This window comes from Streptomyces sp., assembly GCF_019510245.1.
In the GTDB taxonomy this organism is placed as follows: Bacteria; Actinomycetota; Actinomycetes; order Streptomycetales; family Streptomycetaceae; genus Streptomyces.
Window position 1 is genome coordinate 13,670 of sequence record NZ_JAEKKT010000168.1, and the last position, 25,463, is coordinate 39,132.

General features: G+C 71.9%; 22 protein-coding genes. 16 read left to right on the forward strand and 6 right to left on the reverse strand.

Translation table 11 applies throughout. The annotated features are described in order from the left end of the window. Nucleotides 1-5 precede the first annotated feature (5 nt). Genes JF597_RS32575 through JF597_RS32585 form a run of 3 tightly spaced genes read left to right on the forward strand, consistent with a single transcriptional unit; the run spans nucleotide 6 to nucleotide 3,102 of the window. A complete protein-coding gene (locus JF597_RS32575; protein ID WP_294003512.1) occupies nucleotides 6-1,559 on the forward strand; it encodes a GMC oxidoreductase in 1,554 nt (517 codons plus the stop codon). 2 nt (nucleotides 1,560-1,561) lie between these two features. After that, entirely contained in the window at nucleotides 1,562-2,170 is a 609-nt protein-coding gene (locus JF597_RS32580; RefSeq protein WP_294003514.1) for a nucleoside deaminase, read from the forward strand. Further along, nucleotides 2,167-3,102, forward strand: a complete 936-nt coding sequence (locus JF597_RS32585; RefSeq protein ID WP_294003516.1) for a sugar phosphate isomerase/epimerase — start codon at nucleotides 2,167-2,169, stop codon at nucleotides 3,100-3,102. Before JF597_RS32580 ends, JF597_RS32585 begins: the two co-directional genes overlap by 4 nt. 224 nt (nucleotides 3,103-3,326) lie before the next feature. On the opposite strand, the gene JF597_RS32590 is transcribed toward JF597_RS32585, so the two are convergent. Both JF597_RS32590 and JF597_RS32595 read right to left on the reverse strand, forming a co-directional pair. Next, the gene (locus tag JF597_RS32590) at nucleotides 3,327-4,118 is read right to left on the reverse strand and encodes an SAM-dependent methyltransferase (RefSeq protein ID WP_294003518.1); all 792 of its coding nucleotides are present in this window, start codon (nucleotides 4,116-4,118) and stop codon (nucleotides 3,327-3,329) included. Nucleotides 4,119-4,534: 416 nt separating this feature from the next. Then, a complete protein-coding gene (locus JF597_RS32595; protein WP_294003631.1) occupies nucleotides 4,535-5,674 on the reverse strand; it encodes a Ppx/GppA family phosphatase in 1,140 nt (379 codons plus the stop codon). 248 nt (nucleotides 5,675-5,922) lie between these two features. Here JF597_RS32595 and JF597_RS32600 point away from each other — a divergent pair, with 248 nt between their 5' ends. Both JF597_RS32600 and JF597_RS32605 read left to right on the forward strand, forming a co-directional pair. Continuing rightward, nucleotides 5,923-6,279 (forward strand): helix-turn-helix domain-containing protein, encoded by a 357-nt coding sequence (locus tag JF597_RS32600; protein WP_294003520.1) that lies wholly within the window; start codon nucleotides 5,923-5,925, stop codon nucleotides 6,277-6,279. 97 nt (nucleotides 6,280-6,376) lie between these two features. Then, a complete protein-coding gene (locus tag JF597_RS32605; RefSeq protein ID WP_294003522.1) occupies nucleotides 6,377-6,799 on the forward strand; it encodes a TOBE domain-containing protein in 423 nt (140 codons plus the stop codon). 42 nt (nucleotides 6,800-6,841) lie between these two features. Here the strand turns inward: JF597_RS32605 and JF597_RS32610 are convergent, their stop codons facing one another. Then, on the reverse strand, nucleotides 6,842-7,840 hold the full coding sequence (locus JF597_RS32610) for a cytochrome c oxidase assembly protein (RefSeq protein ID WP_294003524.1): 999 nt from the start codon (nucleotides 7,838-7,840) through the stop codon (nucleotides 6,842-6,844). Between the two features lie 151 nt (nucleotides 7,841-7,991). On the opposite strand from JF597_RS32610, the gene JF597_RS32615 reads away from it, so the two are divergent. From JF597_RS32615 to pstB, 9 genes are all read left to right on the forward strand, one after another. After that, nucleotides 7,992-8,585, forward strand: a complete 594-nt coding sequence (locus JF597_RS32615) for a hypothetical protein (protein ID WP_294003526.1) — start codon at nucleotides 7,992-7,994, stop codon at nucleotides 8,583-8,585. 200 nt (nucleotides 8,586-8,785) lie between these two features. Further along, nucleotides 8,786-9,448: a hypothetical protein gene (locus JF597_RS32620; RefSeq protein ID WP_294003528.1), complete on the forward strand. Its 663-nt coding sequence runs from the start codon at nucleotides 8,786-8,788 to the stop codon at nucleotides 9,446-9,448. 385 nt (nucleotides 9,449-9,833) lie between these two features. Then, nucleotides 9,834-10,808, forward strand: coding sequence for a phosphate ABC transporter permease subunit PstC (pstC, locus tag JF597_RS32625; protein ID WP_294003530.1), 975 nt, complete (start codon nucleotides 9,834-9,836; stop codon nucleotides 10,806-10,808). Nucleotides 10,809-10,810: 2 nt separating this feature from the next. Continuing rightward, nucleotides 10,811-12,280 carry a phosphate ABC transporter permease PstA gene (gene pstA / locus JF597_RS32630; protein WP_294003531.1) on the forward strand — a complete coding sequence of 490 codons (1,470 nt, stop codon included), beginning with the start codon at nucleotides 10,811-10,813 and terminating at the stop codon, nucleotides 12,278-12,280. Continuing rightward, complete coding sequence (gene pstS, locus JF597_RS32635; protein WP_294003533.1) at nucleotides 12,280-13,983, forward strand: phosphate ABC transporter substrate-binding protein PstS; 1,704 nt, start codon at nucleotides 12,280-12,282, stop codon at nucleotides 13,981-13,983. The genes pstA and pstS overlap by 1 nt, the downstream gene beginning before the upstream one ends. Then, nucleotides 13,980-16,592 (forward strand): hypothetical protein, encoded by a 2,613-nt coding sequence (locus JF597_RS32640; protein ID WP_294003535.1) that lies wholly within the window; start codon nucleotides 13,980-13,982, stop codon nucleotides 16,590-16,592. Before pstS ends, JF597_RS32640 begins: the two co-directional genes overlap by 4 nt. A 159-nt stretch (nucleotides 16,593-16,751) precedes the next feature. Continuing rightward, the gene (locus JF597_RS32645; RefSeq protein ID WP_294003537.1) at nucleotides 16,752-18,749 is read left to right on the forward strand and encodes an Ig-like domain repeat protein; all 1,998 of its coding nucleotides are present in this window, start codon (nucleotides 16,752-16,754) and stop codon (nucleotides 18,747-18,749) included. Nucleotides 18,750-18,826: 77 nt separating this feature from the next. Then, a complete protein-coding gene (locus JF597_RS32650) occupies nucleotides 18,827-19,741 on the forward strand; it encodes a sortase (protein WP_294003539.1) in 915 nt (304 codons plus the stop codon). A gap of 128 nt (nucleotides 19,742-19,869) precedes the next feature. Continuing rightward, nucleotides 19,870-20,661 (forward strand): phosphate ABC transporter ATP-binding protein PstB, encoded by a 792-nt coding sequence (gene pstB / locus JF597_RS32655; RefSeq protein ID WP_294003633.1) that lies wholly within the window; start codon nucleotides 19,870-19,872, stop codon nucleotides 20,659-20,661. Between the two features lie 15 nt (nucleotides 20,662-20,676). Here the strand turns inward: pstB and JF597_RS32660 are convergent, their stop codons facing one another. Further along, the gene (locus tag JF597_RS32660; RefSeq protein WP_294003541.1) at nucleotides 20,677-21,393 is read right to left on the reverse strand and encodes a M55 family metallopeptidase; all 717 of its coding nucleotides are present in this window, start codon (nucleotides 21,391-21,393) and stop codon (nucleotides 20,677-20,679) included. Nucleotides 21,394-21,477: 84 nt separating this feature from the next. Here JF597_RS32660 and JF597_RS32665 point away from each other — a divergent pair, with 84 nt between their 5' ends. Both JF597_RS32665 and JF597_RS32670 read left to right on the forward strand, forming a co-directional pair. Then, nucleotides 21,478-21,759, forward strand: a complete 282-nt coding sequence (locus JF597_RS32665) for a hypothetical protein (RefSeq protein WP_294003543.1) — start codon at nucleotides 21,478-21,480, stop codon at nucleotides 21,757-21,759. A gap of 130 nt (nucleotides 21,760-21,889) precedes the next feature. Further along, entirely contained in the window at nucleotides 21,890-23,689 is a 1,800-nt protein-coding gene (locus JF597_RS32670; protein ID WP_294003545.1) for a phosphatidylglycerol lysyltransferase domain-containing protein, read from the forward strand. Nucleotides 23,690-23,887: 198 nt separating this feature from the next. Here the strand turns inward: JF597_RS32670 and JF597_RS32675 are convergent, their stop codons facing one another. Together JF597_RS32675 and JF597_RS32680 are read right to left on the reverse strand one after the other, a co-directional pair. Further along, nucleotides 23,888-24,238 (reverse strand): hypothetical protein, encoded by a 351-nt coding sequence (locus tag JF597_RS32675; RefSeq protein ID WP_294003547.1) that lies wholly within the window; start codon nucleotides 24,236-24,238, stop codon nucleotides 23,888-23,890. Further along, on the reverse strand, nucleotides 24,235-25,455 hold the full coding sequence (locus tag JF597_RS32680; protein ID WP_294003549.1) for a hypothetical protein: 1,221 nt from the start codon (nucleotides 25,453-25,455) through the stop codon (nucleotides 24,235-24,237). Before JF597_RS32680 ends, JF597_RS32675 begins: the two co-directional genes overlap by 4 nt. Between the last annotated feature and the right edge of the window lie 8 nt (nucleotides 25,456-25,463).

Genomic DNA, 25,463 nt, shown 5'->3' on the forward strand with positions numbered 1-25,463 from the left:
CTTCTGTGACCCACACCCCCCACGCCCATGTCCTGATCGTGGGCAGCGGCATCATGGGCGCCGTCGTGGCCCGGCTGCTGCGCGATTCGGATCCGGAGCTGCGGATCACGATGGTCGACGCCGGCACCGCGATCGGCGACGCGCCCGGCCGGCATCTGCACGATCTCGACGACCCCGCCCTGTGGGCCCGCTACAACGAGCAGGTCGCCACCGGCATCCAGGGCATGTACACGGGGGCCGAGGTGGGGCGCGAGGTACCCGGCGGTCTCGCCTCCCTGCCGCCCGGCATGTACCACGCGCTCGCCTTCGGGGAGGACGCCGAGGCGATGCCCCGGGCGGCGCTCGCGTGGAACGTGGGAGGCATGGGCGTGCACTGGACGGCCGCGACACCCTGGCCGGCCGGGCACGAGGTGTTCGACTTCGCAGACCCGGCCGGCTGGGCGAGGGACCTCGACACCGCACACCGGCTCCTCGCGGTCGCACCGGCCGCGATCGGCCCTACCGGGATCGGGCAGGTGGTCCTCGACGTACTGCGCCGCCGCTACGACGGCATCGGACCGGCCGACCGGAGCCCGCAGCCGATGCCCATGGCCGTCACGCCGACGACCGCCGGTCCCATGCCGCGCACGGCCCCCGCAACGATCTTCCCGCCGCTCGCGACGGGCACGGACCCGGCCTTCACCCTGGTCACCGGCACGCTCGTCACCAGGCTCCGGGTCGCGGGCGGCAGGGTCGCGGGCGGCCGTCTGCGCCGGGTCGCCGACGGCTTCGAGTCGGACCTGGACGCGGACGCCGTGGTGGTGTGCGCCGACGCGCTGCGCACTCCGCAACTGCTGTTCGCCTCCGGCATCCGCCCGCCCGCGCTGGGCCGCCGGCTCAACGAGCACGCCTTCGTCACCGCCCAGGTACTGCTCGACCTCGACCGGTTCGGCATCGGCCTCGACGCACTGCCGCTGCCGCGCCCCGGCGAGTGCAGCACCGACTCCCTGTGGCTGCCGCACAACGGCACCGCGCAGCCCTTCCACGGCCAGATCATGAACCGTACGTACGTGGACGAGGCGGGCCGGCGGCTCGCCCACTCGGTCGGCATCTCGCTGTACGTCCCGGTCGAGTCGCGTCCGGAGAACCGGCTGGTGTTCTCGGAGTCGGACAGGGACCTCGCCGGGATGCCCCGGATCGGTGTCGAGTTCGCCCATTCCGCCGCCGACCGGACGCTGATCCGCCGGGCGCAGGACGAAGTCCGCTCGCTGGCCGAGGAGTTCGGCCCCTTCGACCCCGCGACCGAGAGCGCCCTGCTGCCTCCCGGCTCCTCACTGCATCTGACCGGTACCGTCCGCTCCGGCCTCGCCGACGACGGCACCAGCGTGTGCGGCCCGGACGGCAGGGTCTGGGGCCACCACAACCTGTACCTCGCCGGCAACGGCGTGATCCCCACGGCGATGGCCGCGAACGTCACCCTGACGGGCGCCGTGACCGCCGTCCGGGCCGCCCAAGCCGTCACCGCGCACACCGCCCGTCGGCGGAAGTCCGCGCTCACCACCCCTCGACAGAAGGTCTGAACATGATCGACATCTCCAGGGAGTTCCGTGTCTCGCTGCCCGCGTGGATCGACGACGAGCTGGCCGACGTGCCCGCCGTCGTACCCGACCGGGCGGACCGGATGCGGCTCGTGCACCGGCTGGCCGACCGCAACTGGCGCGAGGGCAACGGCGGTCCGTTCGCCGCGCTCGTCGCCGAGCAGGACACCGGCCGGATCGTCTCGGTGGGCGTGAACGTCGTCCTCGCCTCCGGTGTCTCCAGCGCCCATGCCGAGGTCGTCGCCCTCGGGCTCGCGCAGACGGCGACCGGCGGCTGGGACCTGGGCGGCCACGGCTTGCCGGCACACGAACTCGTCGTCAACTGGCGGCCGTGCGTCCAGTGTTACGGCGCCACCATGTGGTCCGGGGTGCGCGGTCTCGTGGTCGCCGGGCAGGGCCCGGAGCTGGAGGAGATCACCACCTTCGACGAAGGCCCGCTCGGCGCGGACTGGGCCGAACAGTTCGAGGCCCGCGGCATCGAGGTCGTACGCGACGTGCTCCGCGACGAGGCGCTGGCCGTGTTCCGCGCCTACCGGGAGGCCGTCGACGCCGACGAGGTCGCCGTCTACAACGCCCGAGGAGGATCCAGGTGACACCGCGCTTCGCCACCGACATCATCACCTTCTACCATCCCGACTTCTGGGGGCTCGACTCCGCCGACGCCGTGCGCGACCGGGCCCTCACCCACCCCGTGGCCTTCTGGGAGCGGGTGATGGACGCGCTGGCCGAATCCGGTGTCACCGGCATCGAGCTGACCTTCGCGCCCGGGGACATCGGCTCGGCGCTTCGCGCGTTCGGCAGCCCGTCGGCGTTCCGGCACGAGCTGGCGGCCCGCGGGCTGTCGGTGGTGAGCGCCTTCATCGCCGGCAGCGACGCACCCGACTGGCGGGACGACGGCAGTCTCCCGACGATCGTCGCCGACGCGGAGCGCCGCGCGGCCTTCCTCGCCGAGGCCGGGGCCGGCCTCCTCGTCACCGGACTGCCCATGCGCAGGACGTTCGGGACCCGCCCGCCCTTCTTCGTCGACGCCGCCTACATGAACCGGATGGCCGACGTGGCGCACGCCGTCGGCGAGGCCGTCGCCCGGCACGGCGTGAGACTGGCCCTGCACACCGAGTCCAACAGCACCCTCTGGTACGAGCGGGACATCGACCTGTTCATGGCCCTCACCGACCCGCAGTACGTCTGGCTGTGCCCCGACTCCTGCCATATCGCCCTCGGCGGCGGTGACCCGGTGGCCGTCGCCCGTCGCCACGCACCCCGGATCGCCCTGGCGCACTGGAAGGACGCGGTCGGCCCCCTCGACGAGCACCTCACCATCGACGAAACCGTGTACGCCCGGCAGCAGCCGTACATGACGGAACTGGGCAAGGGTGTCGTGGACTGGCGCGGCTGGGCGGCCGCCATGTCCCGCACCCCCGGAGCCGACACGGTCCTCATCGAGCTCGACATGGCGCCCGATCCGGTCGCAGCGCTCCGGGCCGGAACGGCCGTGGCGCAGGCATCGCTCGCCAGCCCCGCGTGACCCCGTGGCCCGGACGGCACTCGGCGGGTGAGCCTCGTCCCCGTTGTCGGCAGTGCCTCGCTCCGCCTCGACGCCGCGTGCGCACGCGGACCATCCCGCGTCGTCGCGGAACGCCGTCGCCGCACTGATCGCGACGCATCCGGCGGCGTCCGGCCCGGCGTCGAAACGCCCGTTGCGGAGAGCGCGGCGCGGCGCCCCGCAGGTCCGTCGGCCTACGCCGGGGCTCAGCGGATGCGGGCCACTCCCGCGTAGATGCCGGCGTCCGGCTCCGGGGCCGGAGCCGGGGCGGAGCCGAGCCACTGGGTCGCCGTCACCAGGCCGGGGGACACGAGGTCCAGGCCGTCGAAGAAGCGCTCCACTTCGGGGCGGGTGCGGAAGGCGAGCCGGATGCCGCCCCGGGCGTACTCGGCGACGACCTGTTCGACGAGTTCCGGGTACAGGTCGGACGCGGCGTGCGACAGGATCAGGTAGCTGCCGGACGGCAGCGTGTCGACGAGGGCCCGGACGATGCCGTGGGCGCCCTGCTCGTCGCTGATGAAGTGCATCAGCGCGATGAGGGAGAGGGCGACCGGGCGGTCGAAGTCCAGGACGTGCCGGGCGTGCCGGACGATCGCCTCCGGGTCGCGCACGTCGGCCTGGATGTAGTCGGTCGCCCCCTCGGGGCGGCTGATCAGCAGCGCCTCGGCGTGCCGGAGGACGATCGGGTCGTTGTCGGTGTAGACGACCTTGGCCGACGGCACGACGTTCTGCACGATCTGGTGGAGGTTCGGCTCGGTGGGGATTCCGGTGCCGATGTCCAGGAACTGGTCGACGCCCTGCCCGGCCAGCCACGCCGCCGCCCGGTGCATGAACTGGCGGTTCTGCCGGGCGGCGTCCCTCGCCTCGGGCGGCAGCTTCGCACCGACCGCCTCGTCGACCGGGTAGTTGTCCTTGCCTCCGAGCAGCCAGTCGTAGACCCGCGCCGGGTGTGCCCTGCTGGTGTCTATCGGCAGAGACGGCTGTGGGTTGGTCGTCATGGCAACTCCATCGCGCCGGGGAGACGGTGAGAGACCGAGGTCATGGTGATCGTACTCGGGCTCCTCATCCGCCTTGCCCACCGGGCGACTTGGCCGCACGGGGCCGGTGCGGCCTTCGGGGGGTGGGCAGTTGCTCGTGGCAGCAGCCGAACCGCCGAGGGCGTGATGTACGACTCGACGCCGGCGCCGTCGCCACCGTCTGCGGCTGCGGCTGCGGCTGCGGCTGCGGCTGCGGCTGCGGCTGCGGCTGCGGCCAGATCAAGGCAGTTCGCTGTCCCACGCCGATTGCACGCCACGTACGACCAACTCGTCCGGAGCGGACGAGAACCGGGCCCCAGGCCCGCTACGCGGATGCCGAGGCCCTGGGGTTGCGCCGCTGAACGGCGGGAAACGCCGACGGGGTCGGGCGGTCGAGGTCAGGCGGTCGGTGTCGTCTGCGGGGCGCTCCGCAGTGGCAGCAGGCTGACGGCCCTCGCGACCGACCCGTCCCGGTCGCCGTACCGGTCCCCGTCCCGGTTCGCGCCGTCCCGGTCCCCGTCCCGGTTCGCGCCGTCCCGGTCCCCGTCCCGGTTCGCGCCGTCCCGGTTCGCGTCCCGGTTCGTGCCGTGCGCCGCCTCCATGTCGGCCCACCAGTCGGCGCCGTCCTCCAGGTAGCGCAGCAGGATGCCCTCGCGCAGGGCCCAGGGGCAGATCGCAAGCTTCTTCACCCCGCTCAGTTTCATCGCGGTGTGGCCGACGACCGCTCCCGCGAGACTCTGCCGGGCCCGTGGCGCGGAGATGCCGGGCAGGCCGGCGCGCTCCGTCACCGGCAGGGCGGCCAGCCGGTCGATCGCCCGGCGCAGGTCGCCCCGGCACAGGATCCGCTCGGCGAACGGGCCGTCCCGCCCCGGGGCCGCGCCGCACAGCCGGGCCAGCTGCTGGAAGGTGCGGGAGGTGGCGACGACGGTGTGCGGGTGTTCCCAGCGGATGCGGGCGGTGGCGTCGCGCAGCTGATGGCGGGCCCGGCGGCGCAGTTCGCGCAGTTCGTCCGCCGTCGGCGGCCCCTCGTGGCCCAGGAACTCGTTGGTCAGCCGGCCCGCCCCGAGGGGCAGCGAGACCGCGAACTCCGGCATCCGGCCCCGCCCGAAGGCCACCTCGAAGGAGCCGCCCCCGATGTCGAAGACGGCCAGCGGACCGGCCCGCCAGCCCATCCAGCGCCGGACGCCGAGAAAGGTCAGCTGGGCCTCCACCTCGCCGGGCAGCACGCACAGCCGTATCCCGGCGTCCTGGGCCACGGTCCGCAGGACGGCCACGCGGTCGGGTGCGTTGCGTACGACGGCGGTGGCGAACGCCAGGGGTTCCGGGGCGCCCCACCGGCGGGCGATCTCGACGGCCTTGCGCAGCGCCTCGACCAGCTGCTCGGTGGCCCTCTCCCCGAAGTACCCGTCGGCTCCGACCTGTTCGGACAGGCGGAGTTTCCACTTGGCGGTGTGCACCGGCAGCGGCACCCCGCCCGTCGCGTCGGTCACCACCAGCCGGACCGTGTTCGATCCCGCGTCCACCAGGCCCACTCTCATGGGCTTCACGTACCCAGCGCAGCCGGGGTGATGCGGTGCGTGCGCGGCGGCGGGAGCAAAGGCGCGCGCACGGGTGTGCGCAGGGGGTGCGCGCAGCGGGCCGTGCGCAGGGCGTGTGCAGCACGTGGCCTCCTGACCGTCCGCGGGCCGCCTCCTCCTCCGCCCGCCCCGCCCGAACACGTCAACGCATACGCGTACTGCATTTCACGTTTTTGTGTGCGGGAACAGACGGCCGTACGATGTGGCCCATGGTGGGAGTCCACGGAGTTCCCGAGCCGCACACCGGCTGGACGTTCCTGACGAGTCACGCACGCGTCCTGGCCAGCATCGCCGACGACCACAACACCCGGATCCGCGACATCGCGGCCCGCTGCCGGCTCACCGAACGCGCCGTCCAGAAGATCATCTCGGACCTGGAAGCGGACGGCTACCTCTCCCACACCCGCAACGGCCGCACCAACCAGTACCGCATCGACCCGGACAAGGTGCTCCGCCACCCCGCCGAAGCCGGTGACGGCCTCACCGTCGCCTCCCTCCTGGCCATGCTGGTCAGGGACGAGGCGGACCGCCGGACCACGGGCGAACAGGCCGAGGGCGGTTCCTGACGGGCGCGCCGCTCCCGAACGGCTAACTTGTGGAGTCGACGTAGGGACGAATCCCGACAATCCGCCCCTCCCCCCTCCCTCTGTTAGGCGGCCCGTCATGAGCCTGAGCATCCGCAACCAGATCCCCGGCACCGTCACCGCCGTCACCCCGGGCGAGGTGATGGCGACCGTGAAGGTCCGGGTCGCCGGCGGCCAGGAACTCACCGCCGCGATCACCCTGGAGGCGGTCCGGGAGCTGGGGCTCGCCGAGGGTTCGGCGGTACGCGCGATGGTCAAGTCCACCGAGGTCGCGCTCGCCACCGGCCGGGTGCCGGGCGTGTCCATCCGCAACCAGCTGCCCGGCACGGTCAGCGACGTGGCCACCGGCGGGGCGATGGCCACGGTCAGGGTCGCCGTGGACGGAGGCCAGGACCTCACCGCGGCGATCACCAGGGACGCGGTCGGCGATCTCGGCCTGACGGCCGGTGCGCCGGTCGTGGCGCTCATCAAGGCGACCGAGGTGTCCCTCGCCACCGCCTGACCCCGCGCGGGTCGGCACCGGCGGAGAGCGGGCACCCGGTCGTCACTTCTCGCCGTGCTGCCGCCGGATCCTCGAGGCCACCTCGTTCTCCTCCGTCTCCCACCAGGGGCGGACCCGGTCGGCCGCCGGGGCGGCGGGGCCGGCGACCGTGGCCGCCGTGGCTGCGGGGGAGGCCGCGGGGACCGCGGCGAGCTGCTCGTCCAGGTGCCGGTCGAGGGCGGCCGTCTGGACGCGTTCCGCCCGCGCCCACTGGAACAGGAGCGCCAGCAGGAACGGCAGGGCGACCAGCTCGGCGATGCTGAGCATCGCGCCGCCGCCGATCTGCTGGTCGTGCCGGACGTCGGGGGCCCAGGACGGATGGTGGTGCAGGTACCACGCGCCGGCGATCAGCGTGCCGTGCGTCATCACGACGACTCCGGGAACCGCGTCGATCACGCCGTCCAGGAAGACGAGGGCCGCCCGCACCGGATGGGTGCACCAGGCGGGCAGGGTCTCCTCACGGGTCAGGACCGGCACGACGAAGAGGCAGCCCGCCACCAGCAGGTGCAGGTACATCAGCTCGTGCAGCCAGCCCACGCGCAGTGCGGTGGCGAAGTACGGGGTGAAGTAGACCGTGAGCTCGGTGGCAAGGACGAGGGCCGTGCTGACCAGGGGGAAGGTCAGGAGGCGGACCACGCGCCCGGTCATCGCACGGCGGACCCGCGCCGCCGCGCCCTGCGGCAGCGCCTCCACCGCCAGCCGCAGCGGGTCGCCGAGGGCCAGGCCGAGCGGGGCCAGGAGGTCGAGCAGGATGTTCTGCACGGCCGCGGGCCAGAACAGCACATGGTCGTAGACGGCCAGGCCGGACATCGTCGCGACGACCAGCGCCCCGAGCCCCAGCACCGCGAAGGCCGCGGACCGGGCCGGCGACCAGGACCCGCCCCCGGCGCGCACGAGCCGCACACCCCAGCCGTACAGCCCGCCCAGGGCCACGACCAGCAGCAACGCGGGCACGTCCAGCTGCCACGACGTCAGCAGCCGGCCCACAGTCAGCTCGGCCATCCGGCTCACCCTTCTTCGGTCGGGGACGAAACGGGTCAGGTCAGTCCACTGCGCGACGCTATACCCGTCCCGCCCCGCCCCCGCACCGGGGCTCGTGCAGAATCGGCGCGATCACCGAGCGGTGATCGATACGGTTCTCAAGGGGGGATTCATGTTCGGAAAGCGGCTCATAGTGAGCACCGCCATCGCGATTCTGATCGGCACGCTCGGCGCGTGCTCCGGGGGCGGCGACGGGAACGGGGTCGACGACGGCGTCACCTACGGACAGGACGGCACGAACACCGGGACGGACACCGGGACGAACCCCGGCACGGACACCGGGACCGGGAACGGCTCCGCCGGCACCCCCTCCGCCCAGGACGACACCGTCCGCGGGCTGAAGGACACCGTCCGGCACGTCACCGCGAGGACCACCCGGGCCACCCGCCCCCGCCTGGTCAAGAAGTGCTCCACCGCCACGCGCCGGGTCCGGCACACCTCCAGCAGCGGGTCCGGCAGCAAGCGGAGGACCCGGACCTGGTACACGACCGAGCGGTACCGGTCCTGCACCAAGGTCCACCGCGGCACCGAGACCTACCGGAAGACCGTCCGCACCGAGAAGTGGTGCGTGGAGCTGGACGACGTGAACGGCGACCGGGGGCGCGACGACGTCTGGTACCAGGTCAGCAGCTCGGTCTACGCCGACGCCCTGGCCGCGGACGACCACGCCCGGCTGGAGTTCGCCGCGACCCGCGAGGGCTGCTGAGCCGCCCGGCCACCGCCGCCCTCCCGGGCCCGCGTCACAGTTCTGTGCCGGGCCAAGGTGATCCTTGTTCACTTTCGTTCGGCCGTACCTAAAGTGATCAACGCGGCCCGCGGATCCTGACCACCTCCGCCGCCGCACAGGGGAAACGGGGAACGACGGGGAACACGGGGGGCTTCACCATCATGAGGGAACGATTCGCCATGCCTCGGCGCGGGCCGGGGCGGCCGTTCGCCGCGCTGCTGGCCGCCGTCGGCGTCGTCGCCGGGGTGCTGGTCGGCCGGCCGGGGCTGGAGTCGGTGCCGGGGTGCGGGACCTCGGCGGACCTGTATCCCTCGCAGACCGCGAAGGACTGGGTGTCGTACGCCGACCACGTGGTGATCGCCGGCCCGACCGGGGAGCGGGAGACGAACCGGCGGACGTACCCCAAGGGTGCCGTGGCGTACGCGATGGACCGGCTGGTGAGCTTCCGGACCGACAGCACGCTGTGGTCGCGCCCCTCGCCCCGGCACGCCCTCGGCTCCGCCTTCGACCTGGTCGCCCCCGGCTGGGAGGTCTACCGGTCCAGCGGCACCCGCGTCGCCGAGATGGCCACCGACGCGCCCCGCCTCCAGGTGGGCCACACCTACCTGCTGGCCCTGCGCTGGCACGAGGGCGGCTGGGCGGTCCTCGGCGAGGGCGGGGCCGTGCCCTTCGACGACCGCACCGGCGACCAGGGCGAGTGGTGCGGGCGGGTGCTGAGCAAGGAGGACGTCGCCGAGGGCGAGCGCTTCTCCCGGCACGACGACCACAGCCTGGAGAAGGCGCTGCTGGGACAGGACGAGCAGGCCGCCAGGAGAGCCCTGGACCAGGCGGCCCGGGACTGAGCCCCGTACCCCGGTTCTTCACACCTGGCCATATCCGGCCACGCCCGGCCGCACAGGGTGGTACGACTGTCCCCGTCCCGCCCGGACGACCGCGACCTGACCGAACTCGCCGTGCCCGCCCGGCTCCTGGGCGGCGCGGGTGCCGGAAGAGCCTCGTCCCGCCTGACCCTCCAGTACACAGGCACCCACATCTCCCCCACCGAAATGGCATGAACGGTTCACCTGCGCTCCACCTTCGACGCGTTGGTGCGCAAGGAACCGGCCATTGACTCGACCCGCGCGGCAACCCGTTGGAGCCGCGTAGGGGGCCATTCGTTTCCGTATAGGGGGGGGCACAGTGGTGTCCGCGCTCAAGGGTTCCGCAGGGGCGGAATCCGAAAGACCCGTGCCCAGGCAGCTGTCGGCCGCCCGGGGGCTCGGGGACCGGATCTTCCGGGTCCAGTTGACGGCCTCCGGGGTCATCGTCCTCGCCATCATGGCTGCCGTAGGGCTGTTCCTGCTGCTCCGGGCCGGACAGGCGCTGCGGACCAGAGGGGTCTGGGGCTTCCTCACCACCGCCGAATGGCAGCCGGACGTACACCGCTTCGGCATCGCGGCCGTGCTCACCGGCACCCTGCTCATCGCCGCCGTGGCCGTCACGATCAGTGTGCCGCTGGCCCTCGGGACCGCCCTGTTCATCTCGGACGTCGCGCCCCGCCCGCTGCGCCGCACGCTCGTCTCCATGGTCGACCTGATGGCCGCCGTGCCGTCCGTGGTCTACGGCCTGTGGGGCCTGTTCTTCCTCCAGCAGCACGTCATCGGCCTCTCCCGCTGGCTGTCGGACTGGTTCGGGTGGATACCGTTCCTGCACGTCGACGGCACCCAGCCGGGCGAACCGCTGGCCTCGCAGAGCGTCTACACCGCCTCCACCTTCGTCGCCGGGATCGTCGTCGCGCTGATGGTCGCGCCGATCCAGTGCTCGGTGATGCGCGAGGTGTTCGCGCAGGCACCGGCCGGCGAACGGGAGGGTGCCTACGCGCTCGGCGCCACCCGCTGGGGCATGATCCGCGCGGTCGTGCTGCCGTACGGCATGGGCGGGATCATCGGCGGCACCATGCTGGGCCTGGGCCGCGCCCTCGGCGAGACCATCGCGGTCTACCTGATCATCTCCCCGGTCTTCACGATCCAGCCGCACATCCTGCAGACCGGCTCGAACTCCGTCTCCTCCCTCATCGCCCTGCACTACGGCGATGCCTCGACCTTCGGCATGTCGGCGCTGATGGCGGCGGGCCTGGCGCTGTTCCTGCTCACCCTGGCGGTCAACTTCACCGCTTCCTCGATCGTGGCGCGGTCACGGTCCGGCGCACAGAGCGAGGCCTGACGATGACCGTCGTAGACCTTGAGAAGGGCGCTCCCCAGGACGCCCCGCAGGACGCCGCCGCGAGCGCTCCCGTGAGTGCCGCCACGGAGGCCTCGGCCGCCGCGGTCGCCGCGCTTCCCGACGTGCCGCGCCGGATCGGCGGGGTCACCCGCTCCGGTGTGCTGTCGGTGTTCGGCGCCGCCGCCTCCGGGCTGTGCGTCGCCGTCCTGCTCTTCGGCGAGCTCGCGCCGTTCTCCGGCGCACTGGGGTTCTTCCTCACCGCATACCTCTCATTCCTGGGTATCTACGCGGTGTTGACAGGGCTCGAAGAGGACGGCCAGGCGGTACGGGACCGTGTGATGACCGTCGTCCTGTGGTCGGCGGGCGGCCTGATGTTCGCCGCGCTCACCATGGTCGTGGGCTTCACCGCGTGGCGCGGCCGGGAGGCCCTGCCGCACGCCAACTTCTTCACCCAGGACATGCAGGCGGCGGGCCCGCTCGACCCGCTGACCAACGGCGGCATCGCGCACGCCATGCTCGGCACGCTCGAGATGATCACCATCGCACTGGCGATCACGGTGCCGCTGGGCCTGGCCTGCGCGGTGTACCTCAACCAGATTCCCGGCAGCTTCTCGCGGTTCGTCCGCACGATCGTCGAGGCGATGACCGCGCTGCCGTCCATCGTGGCCGGCCTGATGGTCTACGCCGTCTGGATCCTCAACCTCGGGATGCAGAAGTCGGGTCTGGCGGCGGGCTTCGCGATCAGCGTGATGATGCTGCCGATCGTGATCCGCGCGGCGGACGTCGTGCTGCGCCTGGTCCCCGGCACCCTCACGGAGGCGTCCGAGGCGCTCGGCGCCCCGCGCTGGCGGACGGTCTGGCACGTGGTCCTGCCCACCGCCCGCTCGGGGCTCGCCACCGCCGTCATCCTCGGCACCGCCCGCGGCATCGGCGAGACCTCCCCGGTCCTGCTCACGGCGGGCTTCACGGCAGCGCTCAACACCGATCCGACGAACGACCCGATGATCTCCCTCCCGCTGGCCGTCTTCAACTTCGTCAAGTCCCCCGAGCCCACGATGATCGCCCGCGGCTTCGGCGCGGCGGCCGTCCTCATGGCGCTGGTCCTGATCCTCTTCGTGATCGCCCGCGTGATCGGTGGCCGCGGCCCCGGCCACCAGAACAAGCGCCAGGCGAGGCGGGCGGCCCGCGCCTCCCGCCGGGACGTGACGAGGTTCGCGGAACTCCACACGCCGGGACTGGAGTTGTTCGAGGCCGGTGCCCCGGAGGACTCCGGCCAGAGCAACGAACCCGGGGGCGCGGGGAACGGCGCGCCCAGCCACGACGCACCCGCGCCCGACAACGGCGAGCAGTCCCCCGAAGGCAACGCCCCCGCAGCCGACGACGGCAACCAGACACACCCCAACGGCTCAGCCGCCGACGGCGGACCCCGTGCGGGTGGGAACTCAGACCCCGCTACAGGAGACGCGAACTGATGTCCAGCCTTGTCATCAACGCCCTGAGACGGCTGGGCATCCTGGCCGCACTGATAGGCATCCTCGGCACCCTCGCCGGTACCCCGGCCGTCGCCGACAGCTACACCCCCATCGCCGGCGCCGGCTCCACCTGGGCCGAGAACGCCATCGACCAGTGGCGGCGCGACGTCAACAAGAACGGCATGCGCATCAGCTACGCCGGTGGCGGTTCGTCGGACGGCCGTCGCCAGTTCCTCTCCGGCACCGTCGACTTCGCCGTCTCCGACATCCCGTTCCAGACGCACCCCACCGACGGCAGCGCGGCCGAACGCCCCGCGAAGGGTTCGTACGCCTACATGCCGATCGTGGCCGGCGGCACGGTGTTCATGTACCACCTCACGGTCAACGGCAAGAGGGTCACCAACCTCCGCCTCTCCGGCGACGTGGTCACCAAGATCTTCACCGGGGTCGTCAAGACCTGGGACGACCCGGTCATCAAGGCCGACAACCCGGGGCTGCAGCTCCCGCACCGCACCATCGTCCCCGTCGTCCGCTCGGACGGCTCCGGCTCCACCGCCCAGTTCACGATGTGGATGGTGAACCAGCACCGGGCCCTGTGGAACGCCTACTGCGCCAAGGTCGGCCGCGCGGGATCCTGCGGGCAGACGTCGTACTACCCCACCGTCTCCGGCATGATCGCCCAGTCCGGTGACCTCGGTGTCGCCGGCTACGTCGCCCAGAACTACGGCGAGGGCGCGATCGGGTACGTCAACTACTCGTACGCGCGCAACGCGCACTACCCGGTGGCCAAGGTCCTGAACCACGCGGGCTACTACACCGAGCCGACCCCGCAGAACGTGGCGGTCTCCCTTCTCAAGGCGCGGATCAACACCGACAAGAACTCGGCTGACTACCTCACCCAGCAACTCGACGGCGTCTACAACGACTCCGACAAGCGCAACTACCCGCTGTCCAGCTACTCGTACATGATCCTGCCGCTGAAGGTGCAGGGCACCTTCACCGAGGCCAAGGGCAAGACGCTCGGCGCGTTCTCTTACTACTTCATGTGCCAGGGCCAGCAACAGGCGCCGGGCCTCGGCTACTCGCCGCTCCCGATCAACCTCGTCCAGGCCGGCTTCGCCCAGATCCGCCGGATCCCGGGCGTGCACGCGCAGAACATCAACATCAGGAACTGCAACAACCCGACCTTCACCACCACCGGCCAGAACAGACTCGCGCAGACCGCGCCCTACCCGGCCGCCTGTGACAAGAAGGGTGCGGCCCCCTGCACCACCGGCACCGGCGGCGCGACCACCAGCTCCGGCAACGGCAGCGGCGGTTCCTCCGGCGGATCGACCGGCGCCACCGGCACCGGCACCGCCGGCGGCTCCACCGGCGGCGGCTCCGGCTCGGCCGGCGGCAACAGCGGCCAGCCCTCCGTCGATCCCGACACCGGTCAGACCATCTCCCCCGGCGGCACCACCGGTTCGGCCTCCGGCGGCACCGGCGCGGGCGCCGACGGCACGGTGGCCCTGGTCCAGCCCGTCGCCGTGGCCACCGCACACGGCTGGACCGGCACCCAGACGCTGATGCTGCTGGCCGCGGTCCTGGTCTTCGGCCTGCTCCTGCTGCCCTCGGTGATCTCCCGCCTGGTCGGCGGCAGGACCGACGGCAACGCAAACGGCAACGGCAACGGCCGCTCCGAGGACGGGAGTTCGCGATGAGACGCACCCGTGTACGCAACGCGCTGATACGCCTGCTCGCGGGCGCCACGGTCGGCGCCCTCGCCGGACTCGCGGTCGCCCAGACCGCTCCCACGGCCGCCGCGGCCACCGACTCCGCCGTGACCGTCTCCGGGCGCGGCGAGTTCAAGGACATGAAGTTCACGGTCTCGCAGACCAAGGAGCTCACCAGCCAGGCCGTCACGGTCAGCTGGACCGGCGGCACCCCGACCACGTTCGCGGGTACCCAGTTCAACACCGACTTCGTGCAGATCATGCAGTGCTGGGGCGACGACGACGGCACGGTCCCGTCCAACCCGGGTCCGGCGCGCACCCAGTGCCAGTACGGCGGCTCCCCGACCACCGACCGCACCAGCTGGCCCGGCAACGCCTACGACGACACCCGCCAGGTCTTCTACAGCGCCGACCCCACCAACTACGGCCAGGACAACCGGTACGGCGCGGCCAACCCGAACGCGCCGGGCGAGGTCCCCTTCAAGTCGGTCGACGGCACCACCGTCACCACCAACAGCCAGAACAACCAGTTCTTCAACTACAACACCACCAACGAGATCGATTTCGCCCGCACCAGCGCCAACGGCACGGGCCAGGAGTACTTCGAGGTGCAGACCGCCAACGAGGCGCCCCACCTCGGCTGCGGCGAGCCCGTCACCACCGGCGGCGTCACCAAGCCCCGCTCATGCTGGCTGGTGATCGTCCCGCAGGGCCACCTGGACCTGGACGGCAAGCCGTACGCGGACAAGAGCCAGGTCAACGCGGGCTCCCCGGTCTCCTCCACCAACTGGGCGAACCGGGTCGCGATCAAGCTGGACTTCAACAGCGTGGGCACCAACTGCGCCCTCGGTGCCGACGAACGTCCCACCGTCGGCAGCGAGCTGGTCGCCGACGCGATGACCAGCTGGCAGGCCCGGCTGTGCTCGTCCGGCAAGGTCTTCGGCTACACCGAGCTCGGCGAGCCCGACGCCCGGTCCCGGCTCAGCAACGACGGCTCCTCCGGACTCGCCTTCACCACTCGCGCGCTGGGGGCCGACGCGAGCTCGGCCGCTCCCTCGGACACCACGACGTACGCGCCGGTCGCCCTCTCCGGTGCCGTGATCGGCTTCACCATCGAGCGCAGACCGAAGGCCGGCGCACCGGAGTCGGTCGACAGACTCGCCGGCACCAAGGTCGCGTCGATCAAGCTGACACCCCGCCTGGTCGCCAAGCTGCTCACCGAGTCGTACCGCAGCTCGCCCTGGGGAGCCGTGATCAGCGGCACCGCCGCCAAGGGCTACGGCTGGGCGAGGAACAACCCGGCGGGTCTGGCGAGCGACCCCGAGTTCGTCGCGCTCAACCCGGAGTTCGCGTACTTCTCGGTCTCCGAGACGCCGTCCACCGACACCGACCTGATGACCGCGCTCGGCCACTCCGACACCGCCCGCGCCGTCTGGCAGTGGATCTTCGCCGACAAGGACGCCCGGCAGTTCCTCGCCGGCGTCCCCGACGACGACGGGATGCGGGTCAACCCGTACTACAGCACCAACGCCGACCTGAACCCGACGGGCTTCGCCTTCGACCCGTCGAACCTCGACGAGTACCCGAAGAGCGACCCGTGGTGCACGATCCCGCCCGGCAGCGGCGCCACGCAGAAGCAGTGCATGACCGACTTCCACCCGTACGTCGAGGACATGCACGCCGGCGCCCTGCACGCCCGGCGTGCCGACACCCTGTGGAAGTCGAGCTGGGACTCGCTCGCCAGCCCGCCGGCCTACAAGAGCACCGGCCCGCAGACGGTCGGTTCCCGCTTCGTCATCACGATCGCGGACGCGGCCTCGGCGGCCCGCTACGGCCTGCAGACGGCCAGTCTCCGCAACGCCGACGGGAAGTTCGTGGCGCCGACCACCGCCTCCCTGACCGCCGCCGCGAACAGCGCCGCCGGCAAGAACGTCGCCGAGATCACCCCGTCCGGCGCCACGGCGAAGGACGCCTACCCGCTGGCCCAGCTGGTCTACGCGGCCGTCCGGCCGGCCAAGATCAAGTCCGCCGCCCGCCAGGACTACGCGGCCCTGCTGCAGTACGCGGCCGGCACCGGGCAGGTCAGCGGCGCCGACCCGGGCCGCCTGCCGGCCGGGTACGCGCCGCTGTCCCAGAAGCTCCGTACCCAGACCCTCAAGGCGGTCCAGGCGCTGCTCCACTACACCGGGCCGACCGCCGACGCTTCCGGCGGCTCGGCCGACGGTGGCGGCACCGACACCTCGGGCGGCGGCCCCTCCGGCGCCACCGGGGCCGACGGCGGCACGAGTGGCGGCGCCGGTACGGGCGCCGGAGGCGCGGGCGCGAGCGCCTCGCCCAGCGCGTCGGCGTCGTTCGACGGCGGCAAGGCCCTGCAGACCACCGCGGCCGGCAACACCCCGGCCGACCCGGCCAACCCGCTGCGGTACGCCGTCCCGGTCGGGGCCGCGCTCGGGGCGGTCGCCGGGGTGGGTGCGCCCTTCGCGGGCGGCAACCGGCTGCGGCTGCCGCTGCGCCTCCCGCTGCCCGGCGGGCGGAGCGTGACCGTCGTACCCGAACTGCCGGAGCTGTCGCGCCGACTGCGGCGACTGCTCCCCTAACCCCCGGGCGCCCCCGGCGCTCCCCACAGACCGGAGCGCCACCCGGTGCTCCCGCAGACGGCCGCCCGCCCCGAAAGGCAGTCGGGGCGGACGGCCGGTACCACCCTGCCAGATCCTCTGGCAACACCCAGCTAGCAAGCTCTCGTCAGGAGACTCTCGATGCGCAATCTGCGCTCTTCGGCGGCGTTCGTCGCCGCGGCCGTGGTGGCCGGCGGCCTCGCCCTCGCCACCCCGGCGGTCGCCGACCCGGACGCCGGTGCCTTCCGCCAGCTGGTCGGCGTCGGCTCGGACACCACCCAGGACGTCCTCAACGCCCTCGCCGGCGACACCGTCAACGGCATCAGCTACGCCACCACCGCCGTGAAGGCGACCTCCGGTGCCCGCATCGCCTCCTACGACGCGATCGAGCCCGGCACCGGCTCCACGACGTCGAAGATCACCACCCGCACGGGTGGCCCCTCCTTCGCGCGCCCGAACGGCTCCGGCGCCGGCCGCAAGGCCCTGACCAAGTCGCTGACCGGCGAGTCGTGGCCGGACAGTACCGGTGTCGCCATCACGAACCAGATCGACTTCGGCCGCTCCTCCGGCGCCCCCTCCGGCTCGGGCACCGCGCTCACCTTCGTCCCCATGGCGCGGGACGCCATCGGCGTGGCGGTGCGCGGCTCCGGGCTGGACACGCTGACGGTGAAGCAGCTGCACGACATCTACAACGGCACGCTCACCACGGTGAACGGCCAGACCGTGCACCCGAAGATCCCGCAGAAGAACTCGGGCACCCGCAACTTCTTCCTCAACGCGATCGGCCTGACGGACGACCAGCTCACCTCGAGCGTCCAGGTCGTCCAGGAGAACCAGGGCAACGCCGCGCTCACCGAGGACGGCGCCGTCACCCCGTTCTCGGTCGGCAGCTGGATCGCCCAGAACAACGGCGTCGCCCCCGACTACACCAAGACCTCCGTGACCAACGGCGGTCACCTGGCTGCGATCCAGTTCGACGGCGACACCGGCGGCACCAGCCCGGTGACGACGGTCAACGGCAAGCTCAAGCCCGTCACCGACTACTACGAGAACGCCACCTTCGGCCGCGACGTCTACAACGTCATCCCGACCCGCGAGCTCGACACCACCAGCATCTTCTTCGACCAGGACCTGTACGACATCTTCGTCACCAGCGGCAGCCACACCGCCGCCCTGGCCTCCGACGACTCCGAGAAGGTCATCGCCTCCTTCGGTTTCGTCAACGAGCCCTACAAGGGCTTCATCAACCTCTCCAACAAGCACGTCAAGCAGGGTGGCCTGGAGGGTTCGGGCATCGACACGAGCGTGCCCGCCGCGCCCACCCTGAAGACCACCGCGGGTGACGCGAGCCTGAAGCTGAGCTGGACCCCGAGCAGCATCGTCCCGGCCCTGCCGGTCACCGACTACCGCGTCACGCTGAAGGACACGGACGGCGCCGTCGTCGCCTCCAAGGACCTCGCGGCCTCCGCCACGTCGTACTCCTTCACCGGCCTGGCCAACGGCACCTACACCGCCACGGTCACCGCCAACAACCTCAGCGGCACGGGCGCGGAGGCCACCTCGACCGGCGCGGTCAAGTACACCAGCAAGACGGCCGCCACCGCCGCCACCACCGCCTACGGCAAGACCCCCAAGGTCGCCGTCACCGTCACCGGCTCGCACGGTGTCACGCCGACCGGCAAGGTCACCGTCAAGGACGGCACCACCGTCGTCGGCACCGGCACCCTCGACGCGTCCAGCAAGGTCACCATCGGCCTGTCGAACCACCTCAAGGTCGCCACGCACTCCCTGTCGGTCTCCTACGCGGGCAGCTCCAGCCTGAACGCGTCCTCGACGACCGTCTCCCTGAAGATCACCAAGGCGACGGCGTCGGTCTCCACCTCGCACCCGACCTCGGTGAGCCACACCGCCAAGGCCAAGGTCACCGTCAAGGTCACCGCGACCGGCACCACCCCGACCGGCACCGTCCGCATCTACCAGGGCTCCAAGGTCATCGCGACCGGCACCCTGAGCAGCGGCAAGGTCACCGTCACCCTGCCGAAGCTGGCCAAGGGCAAGCACACCCTGCACGCCTTCTACGTCGGTTCCTCGACCGTGAACTCGAAGGCCGGCGCCAACTTCACCATCACCAGCAAGTGACCGTCTGACGGGCCCGCCGGAAGCCTCGTAAGGCTTCCGGCGGCCCCTCACCGATACCTCGAAGGAGGCGGGCCGCCATGACCGTCGCCGTACCGACACCCAAAGCTCTGGCTCCGGCCGTGCCCCGCAGGCCCGTCCGCAGCCTCACCTTCGTCCGCCACCTCTCGCGCGGCGGACTGCTCAGCCTCGCCGCCCTGCTGCTCGGCATCACCGCCCAGCTGCTGGTGTTCAGCGGCGCCCAGGAACACTCCGCCCAGCACGCCGACTTCGACCAGCTGCGCGAGCAACTCGCGCTCGGCACCGCTCCGGTGGCGCAGACCGGGCAGGACGGCAGGCTGCTGGCGCCCGGCACGCCGGTCGCGCTCGTCGACATACCGAAGCTGGGCCTGAGCCAGGTCGTCCTGGAGGGCACCGACTCCTCCGTGATGACGGACGGCCCCGGTCACCGTCGGGACACCCCGATGCCCGGCCAGGCCGGCACCAGCGTGCTGATGGGCCGGGCGGCGGCGTACGGCGGCCCGTTCGGCAAGCTCTCCCAGCTCGCCACCGGTGACACGTTCTCCGTCACCACCGGCCAGGGCAAGGCGAAGTTCCAGGTCATCGACGTACGGCGGGCCGGCGACCCGGCTCCGACGGCGCTGGCCCCGGGCAAGAGCCGGATCGTCCTCATCACCGCCACCGGTGCCAGGTACATGCCCTCCGGGGTCCTGCGCGTCGACGCCGACCTGGTCTCCGCGCCGTTCCAGACCCCGTCGGCCGTGATCCGGGCCGGCACCCTGCCGAGCTCCGAGGAACCGCTGGCCCGCCCCTCCGGGGTGCCGTGGCCGCTGGTGATGTGGCTGCAGGCGCTGCTCCTCACCGCCGTGGCCGCCGTCTGGACCTGGCACCGCTGGGGCCGCCACCAGACGTGGATCGTCTTCGCCCCGGTCGTCGCGGTGCTCGGCCTCCAGGTCGCGACGCGGACCACCGAACTGCTGCCGAACCTGCTGTGACCGAGGTGAGTGAAGTGTCTGAAGCAACCCAGATATCCGAAGTGACCGAGACGACCGAGACGACCGAGACTGCCGTGACCGCCGACCTGACCGACACCGCCGTACTCCCCACCGCCACCGCCACCGCCGTGGTGGACGGCCCCGCACCCGCCACGCTCGAAGCCCGTGCCGTCTCGGCCTGGTTCGGCTCCCACCAGGTGCTCAGCCAGGTGTCGCTGACCATGCCCGCGGGCGAGGTGACCGCGCTGATCGGCCCGTCCGGCTGCGGCAAGTCGACGTTCCTGCGCACCCTCAACCGGATGCACGAGCTGATCCCGTCGGCGCAGTTCGGCGGCGAGGTGCTCTTCGAGGGCGAGGACATCTACGACCCGTCCTGGCGGCTGACCGACGCCCGCCGCAGGATCGGCATGGTCTTCCAGAAGCCGAACCCGTTCCCGGCGATGTCGATCTACGACAACGTGGTGGCGGGCCTGAAGCTGACCGGCACGAAGGCGAACCGCCGGGAGAAGGACGTGCTGGTCGAGGAGTCCCTGACCCGCGCCGGCCTGTGGAAGGAGGTCCGCGACCGGCTCCGCCAGCCCGGCGGCGCCCTGTCCGGCGGCCAGCAGCAGCGCCTGTGCATCGCGCGGGCCCTCGCGGTCCGTCCCCGGGTCCTCCTCATGGACGAGCCGTGCTCGGCCCTGGACCCCACCTCCACGCGCCGCGTCGAGGAGACCATCCAGGACCTGGCCGGCCAGGTGACGATCGTGATCGTCACCCACAACATGCAGCAGGCGGCGCGCGTCTCCCAGCAGTGCGCGTTCTTCCTCGCGGAGCAGGGCACCCCGGGCGGAATCGTGGAGCATGGCGACACGGAGGCCGTCTTCAACTCCCCGCAGGACCAGCGCACGGCCGACTACGTGGCCGGCCGGTTCGGCTGAGCCCGCCGCGGAGGGTCAGCAGTACGGCGGCTGGTTGGTGAGCGAGGAGGCGACCCGCATCCAGACGCCGAACTGGCGGTAGAGGGCGGGAAGCGGGCCACGGGCCTGGACGGTACGGCTGTCCAATGCCGTGACGCCGGGGATGCCGAGGAGGACGGCGGGGACGGAGGCGGACTGCCAGCGCACGGCGAGGACCGACTCGTCCTCGGGCGCGGCGGGCCGCTTCGGCACGGGCGTCAGGGCCGCCAGGACCGCCTCCTCGATCGCCCGGCGGGCCTCCTCCGCCGGGCGCAGCTCGGCGGCGAACCGGTCCCGGGCGTACTTCACGGGCACGGTGACCACCGATTCGTCCCAGGCCGTCATCTCGGCGCACGCCGCGTCGTCACCCGTGAGGGCCACGACCGGAACACCGACGGCCGCGGCTGTGGCGTGCGCGAGACCGATCTCGCCGACGGCCCTCCCGTCCAGCCAGATGTCCTCGATCTCGTGCCCCATGAAGCTGTGACTCAGCACACCCAGGGCACCGGCCCGGGAGTGGTATCCGACACATATCGCCGCTTCGTGCTCCGCGGTGAGCCCCTCCAGCATCATCATCTGCTTCGGCTTGCCGCGCACCAGGCGGGCGGCGGGGTGCAGGTGTTCGGGGAGCAGGTTCCGCATCGGCCCGTGGGCGTCGTTGACGAGCACCTCGGTCGCGCCGGCCGCCACCGCCCCCCGTACCGCCGCGTTCACGACGCACGTCCTGAGGCTATCCGGACCCTACGTATTGTAGGTTCCCCATCGGCCACTGCGGCTCGTCAGCTCACGGGGGTACTCATGCAGGGCACGGACGCACAGGAGGCGCGGCGCAGCCTCGCCCCCACGGTGGCGGTACTGGTGGCCAGCCTGCTGGTCGCGGCGGTGGGCGTGTACGAGCTGTCCGGCTTCGGCCTGCAGGCCCTCGACCGGCGCCCGCACCTGTTCAGCGACGGGCTGGCGACCGGTGGGGTGATCGTGGCCGCGGTGGCGGCGGGTGCGGCGATCGGCAACCTGGCGTGGATGCTGGCCGCCCGGAGGCGGGCGGAGCGGGAACGGGCGCAGGCCCCTGCACGTCCGTAAGAGCAGGACGCCCTTTCACACCGTATTCCGTACGACGGTGGACCGCTCCCGCGTCCCCCACAGATACCCTACAGACTGTAGGGTCAACCCTCCGCCAACCCGCTCCCCGTCCCCAAGGTGACCGGACCCCATGCCCGCACAGCTGTCGACCCTGATCCCGTCCCGCGTCTCCGCCGCCCTGCGCGCCCCCACCGGCGCCTCCGGCGGCGCACTGAGCAGGCGGGCCGCCGACTTCACCGTCTGGTACCTGCGCGTGATCGCCGTACTGAACATAATGGCGGTGATGTCGCTCCCCTTCCGCCAGGAGGTCGACGAGCACAACAACGGCCGCATCACTCTGCACCTGCACCGGGAGCACGCGCACCACTCCGGCCAGTTCTTCACCCCGTACCTGGCCACGGCGGGCCTGGTCTCGGCCGCCCTCGCCATCTTCTTCGTCCTGGTGATGCGCCGCCGCAAGCGCGCGGCCTGGGTGGTCAACCTGCTGCTGTCCGCCCCGCTCTTCGTCCTCTACGTCCTCGCCCTCACCCAGCACGAGTACCGCGCCCACGCCTTCAACTGGGTCTCGGCGGCCGTCACCGGCCTCTTCGTGGCCGCGCTGCTGGTCAGCCGCCGGGAGTTCAGCGCGGTGGGCGACCCGTCGAACCCGAAGACGGCGCTGGCGGTGGGCGTCGGCGGCGTCCTGGTGACCGGTGGCCTGGGCACGCTGCTCGTGCACGCCACGAACAAGCTGCCCGGCGCCACCCTCCCCGACGAGATCGCCTACACCCTGCTGCGGGGCGTCAGCGTCGGCCCGCTCGCCGACCACGTCACCGCGGTCCACGCCCCGCGCTGGACCGACATCGTCATCAACATCCTCCTCGCCGCCGCCTTCTGCCTGGTCCTCTACGCCGGCTTCCGCTCCCCGCGCGGCCGCCGCCTGCTCAGCCCCGAGGACGAGTCCCGGCTGCGCGCCCTGCTGGACAAGCACGGCGCCCGCGACTCCCTCGGCTACTTCGCCCTGCGCCGCGACAAGATGGCGATCTTCTCCCCCACCGGCAAGTCGGCGGTCACCTACCGCGTCGTCGGCGGCGTCAGCCTCGCCTCCGGCGACCCGATCGGCGACCCGGAGGCCTGGCCCGGCGCGATCGACGCGTGGCTGACGGAGGCCCGGCGCCACGCGTGGACACCCGCCGTCATGGGCGCGAGCGAGGAGGCGGGCACCGTCTACGCCCGGCACGGCCTGGACGCCCTGGAACTCGGCGACGAGGCCATCGTCGACATCGCCGACTTCACCCTGGAGGGCCGCGCGATGCGCGTCGTCCGCCAGGCCCACAACCGGGTCCGCCGCGCCGGTTACACGGTGCGCATCCGCCGCCACGAGGACATCCCGGCCGACGAGATGGCCACGCTCCTGGAGAAGGCCGACCACTGGCGCGACGGCGCCACCGAGCGCGGCTTCTCTATGGCCCTCGGCCGCCTCGGCGACCCGGCGGACGGCCGCTGCGTCATGCTCGAATGCCGGGACGCGAACGACACCCCCCGCGCCCTCCTCAGCTTCGTCCCCTGGGGCGAGCAGGGCCTCTCCCTGGACCTGATGCGCCGCGACCGCGGCTCCGAGAACGGCCTGATGGAGTTCATGGTCGTCGAACTCCTCCTTGGCGCCACCGAGTTGAAGGTCGACCGCGTCTCCCTCAACTTCGCGATGTTCCGCTCGGTCTTCGAACGCGGCTCCCGCCTCGGCGCGGGCCCGGTCCTGCGCCTGTGGCACTCGACCCTGACGTTCTTCTCCCGCTGGTGGCAGATCGAGTCCCTCTACCGCGCCAACGCCAAGTACCGCCCGGTGTGGGAACCGCGCTACATCCTCTTCACGAAGACCAGCGACCTCCCGAGGATCGGTCTGGCGAGTGCGCGGGCGGAGGGGTTCCTCACGGTGCCCTGGGGGTCGTGACGAGGCCGAGGACAGCGCTGCGGCGGCCACGGCGCAGCCGTACGCCGACGATCTGCGCCGGGACCGGATGGACGCACTGATTCAACCGATTCATGAGGGACTGGAGAACCGGGGCATCCTCTGGACTGCCAAGGCCGCCAGGTACCGTCAGCGACCTGATCCCCCGACATACCGCTTCGCGCTGCGGCCGGTGCGCCGTCACCGTGCGGCCATGCGTGCCTCCTCGACGGGAGCCGGGTCGTACCGGAGTGACTCTGGCTGGACGTCGTAAGGAGAGATCCACCACTCGGGGACGTGGCCGTCGGGGTAGTGCTCGAAGGTCCGGCACACCGAGCACCATTCCCACAGTCGTCCGCGGCCGCTGAACCGGATCCCCCGGAAGACCTTCGCCTCGTTGTCCTCCAGCAGGTACCAGCGATGCAGCGCACGGGCGCCGCACACGGGACACGGGCCGACGAGGTCCGAGCCGGTCCAGTCCTCGTTGAACACTTTCCGCCAGACGGGGTGCTCCTCGGAGTCCGTCTCCCGCCATGCCGTCGGCTCGTTCATCTGTTGCCTTTGATCCAGTCCTCCAGGGCATTGCCCGAACCGTACGGCGTGCAGTCGTCCAGCGAGTCGCCGTCTCCGTGCTCCTCGCCCTCGAACGTCCCGTGCTTCAGGAAGTAGCGGGCGTGGCGCAGCTCATGGGCGATCGTATTGGCCGCGGTCGCGTCGTCGAAGACTCCGTCCGGACCGACACGGATCAGGTTCCCGCCGTCCGCGGCTCTCGTGACTCCGTTGGTGCCGATGTTGAGGTCCGGGTCGAAGATGATGCCGATGTTGAGGTCCGGGTCGAAGATGATGCCGATGTCCTGGCCGGAGCCGCGCAGATTGATGCCGTACTTCGCCGCGGCGTCGTACAGGTAGGTGGTCTTGTCCAGCGAGTTCTCGAGGGTGCGCTCGACGTCGCCTTGCCGGACCCCCCGGGCCTCCCGCTCGTCACCGTCTTCGGAACCGTTCGCCGGATCCGGCATGCACTGCGACGCCGACGAGCCGGGCGGGATGCCGCCGCCGTTGTTGCCGGTGGCCGTGTCCGGAGTGACGCCCGGTGGGAGGCCGGTGTTGCGGCTGCCTGCCGCGCAGCTGTTGCCGCTCGCCCCGCGGGTGCCGCAGGTGGCCTTGTCGTCGGCGACGGCCGTGATGGTGGGGGCGGTCGGCTTGGCCGGGGCCGTGGTGGGGACCACGATCGGGTTGTCGACGTCGAACAGGGGCTGGCGCTCGGTGACCCAGCGGTGGCGTGTGGGTCTGCGCCACCAGCGGTAGGCGTGGGTCCCGTTGTCGTAGTACGTCCACTGCTGGGTGGTGGTGTAGCTGTAGTAGTCGGTGCGGGTGTAGAGGTACGTGTCGTCGTACCACTTGGTGGTGGTCTGCCAACTCGTCGTGTGGGTCTGCTGCTTGGTGCCGGTGACGACCGGCTTGGTGGGGTGCGACGGCTGCGGCGGCACCGTGGTGGTCGGCGGCGGCGGCACCGCGGGCGTGCGGATGGCGGACGGGTCGAAGGTCGCGGTCCCGGTGGCGGCGTCGTAGAGGATGGCGGACGCGGCGACGACCACCACGACACCGCCGACCACGAGCAGCACCTCGCCGGCGCCCACGGCCGCGGCGGCCCCGGCCACCACCTCCGCGCCTTCCGCGACGGCCCCGCTCAACACCTCCGCGCCCTCGGCGACGGCGCCCGCGCCCGAACTGAGCGCGCCGTCGATCCCGCTCAGTACGTCGGAGCTCATCGATACCG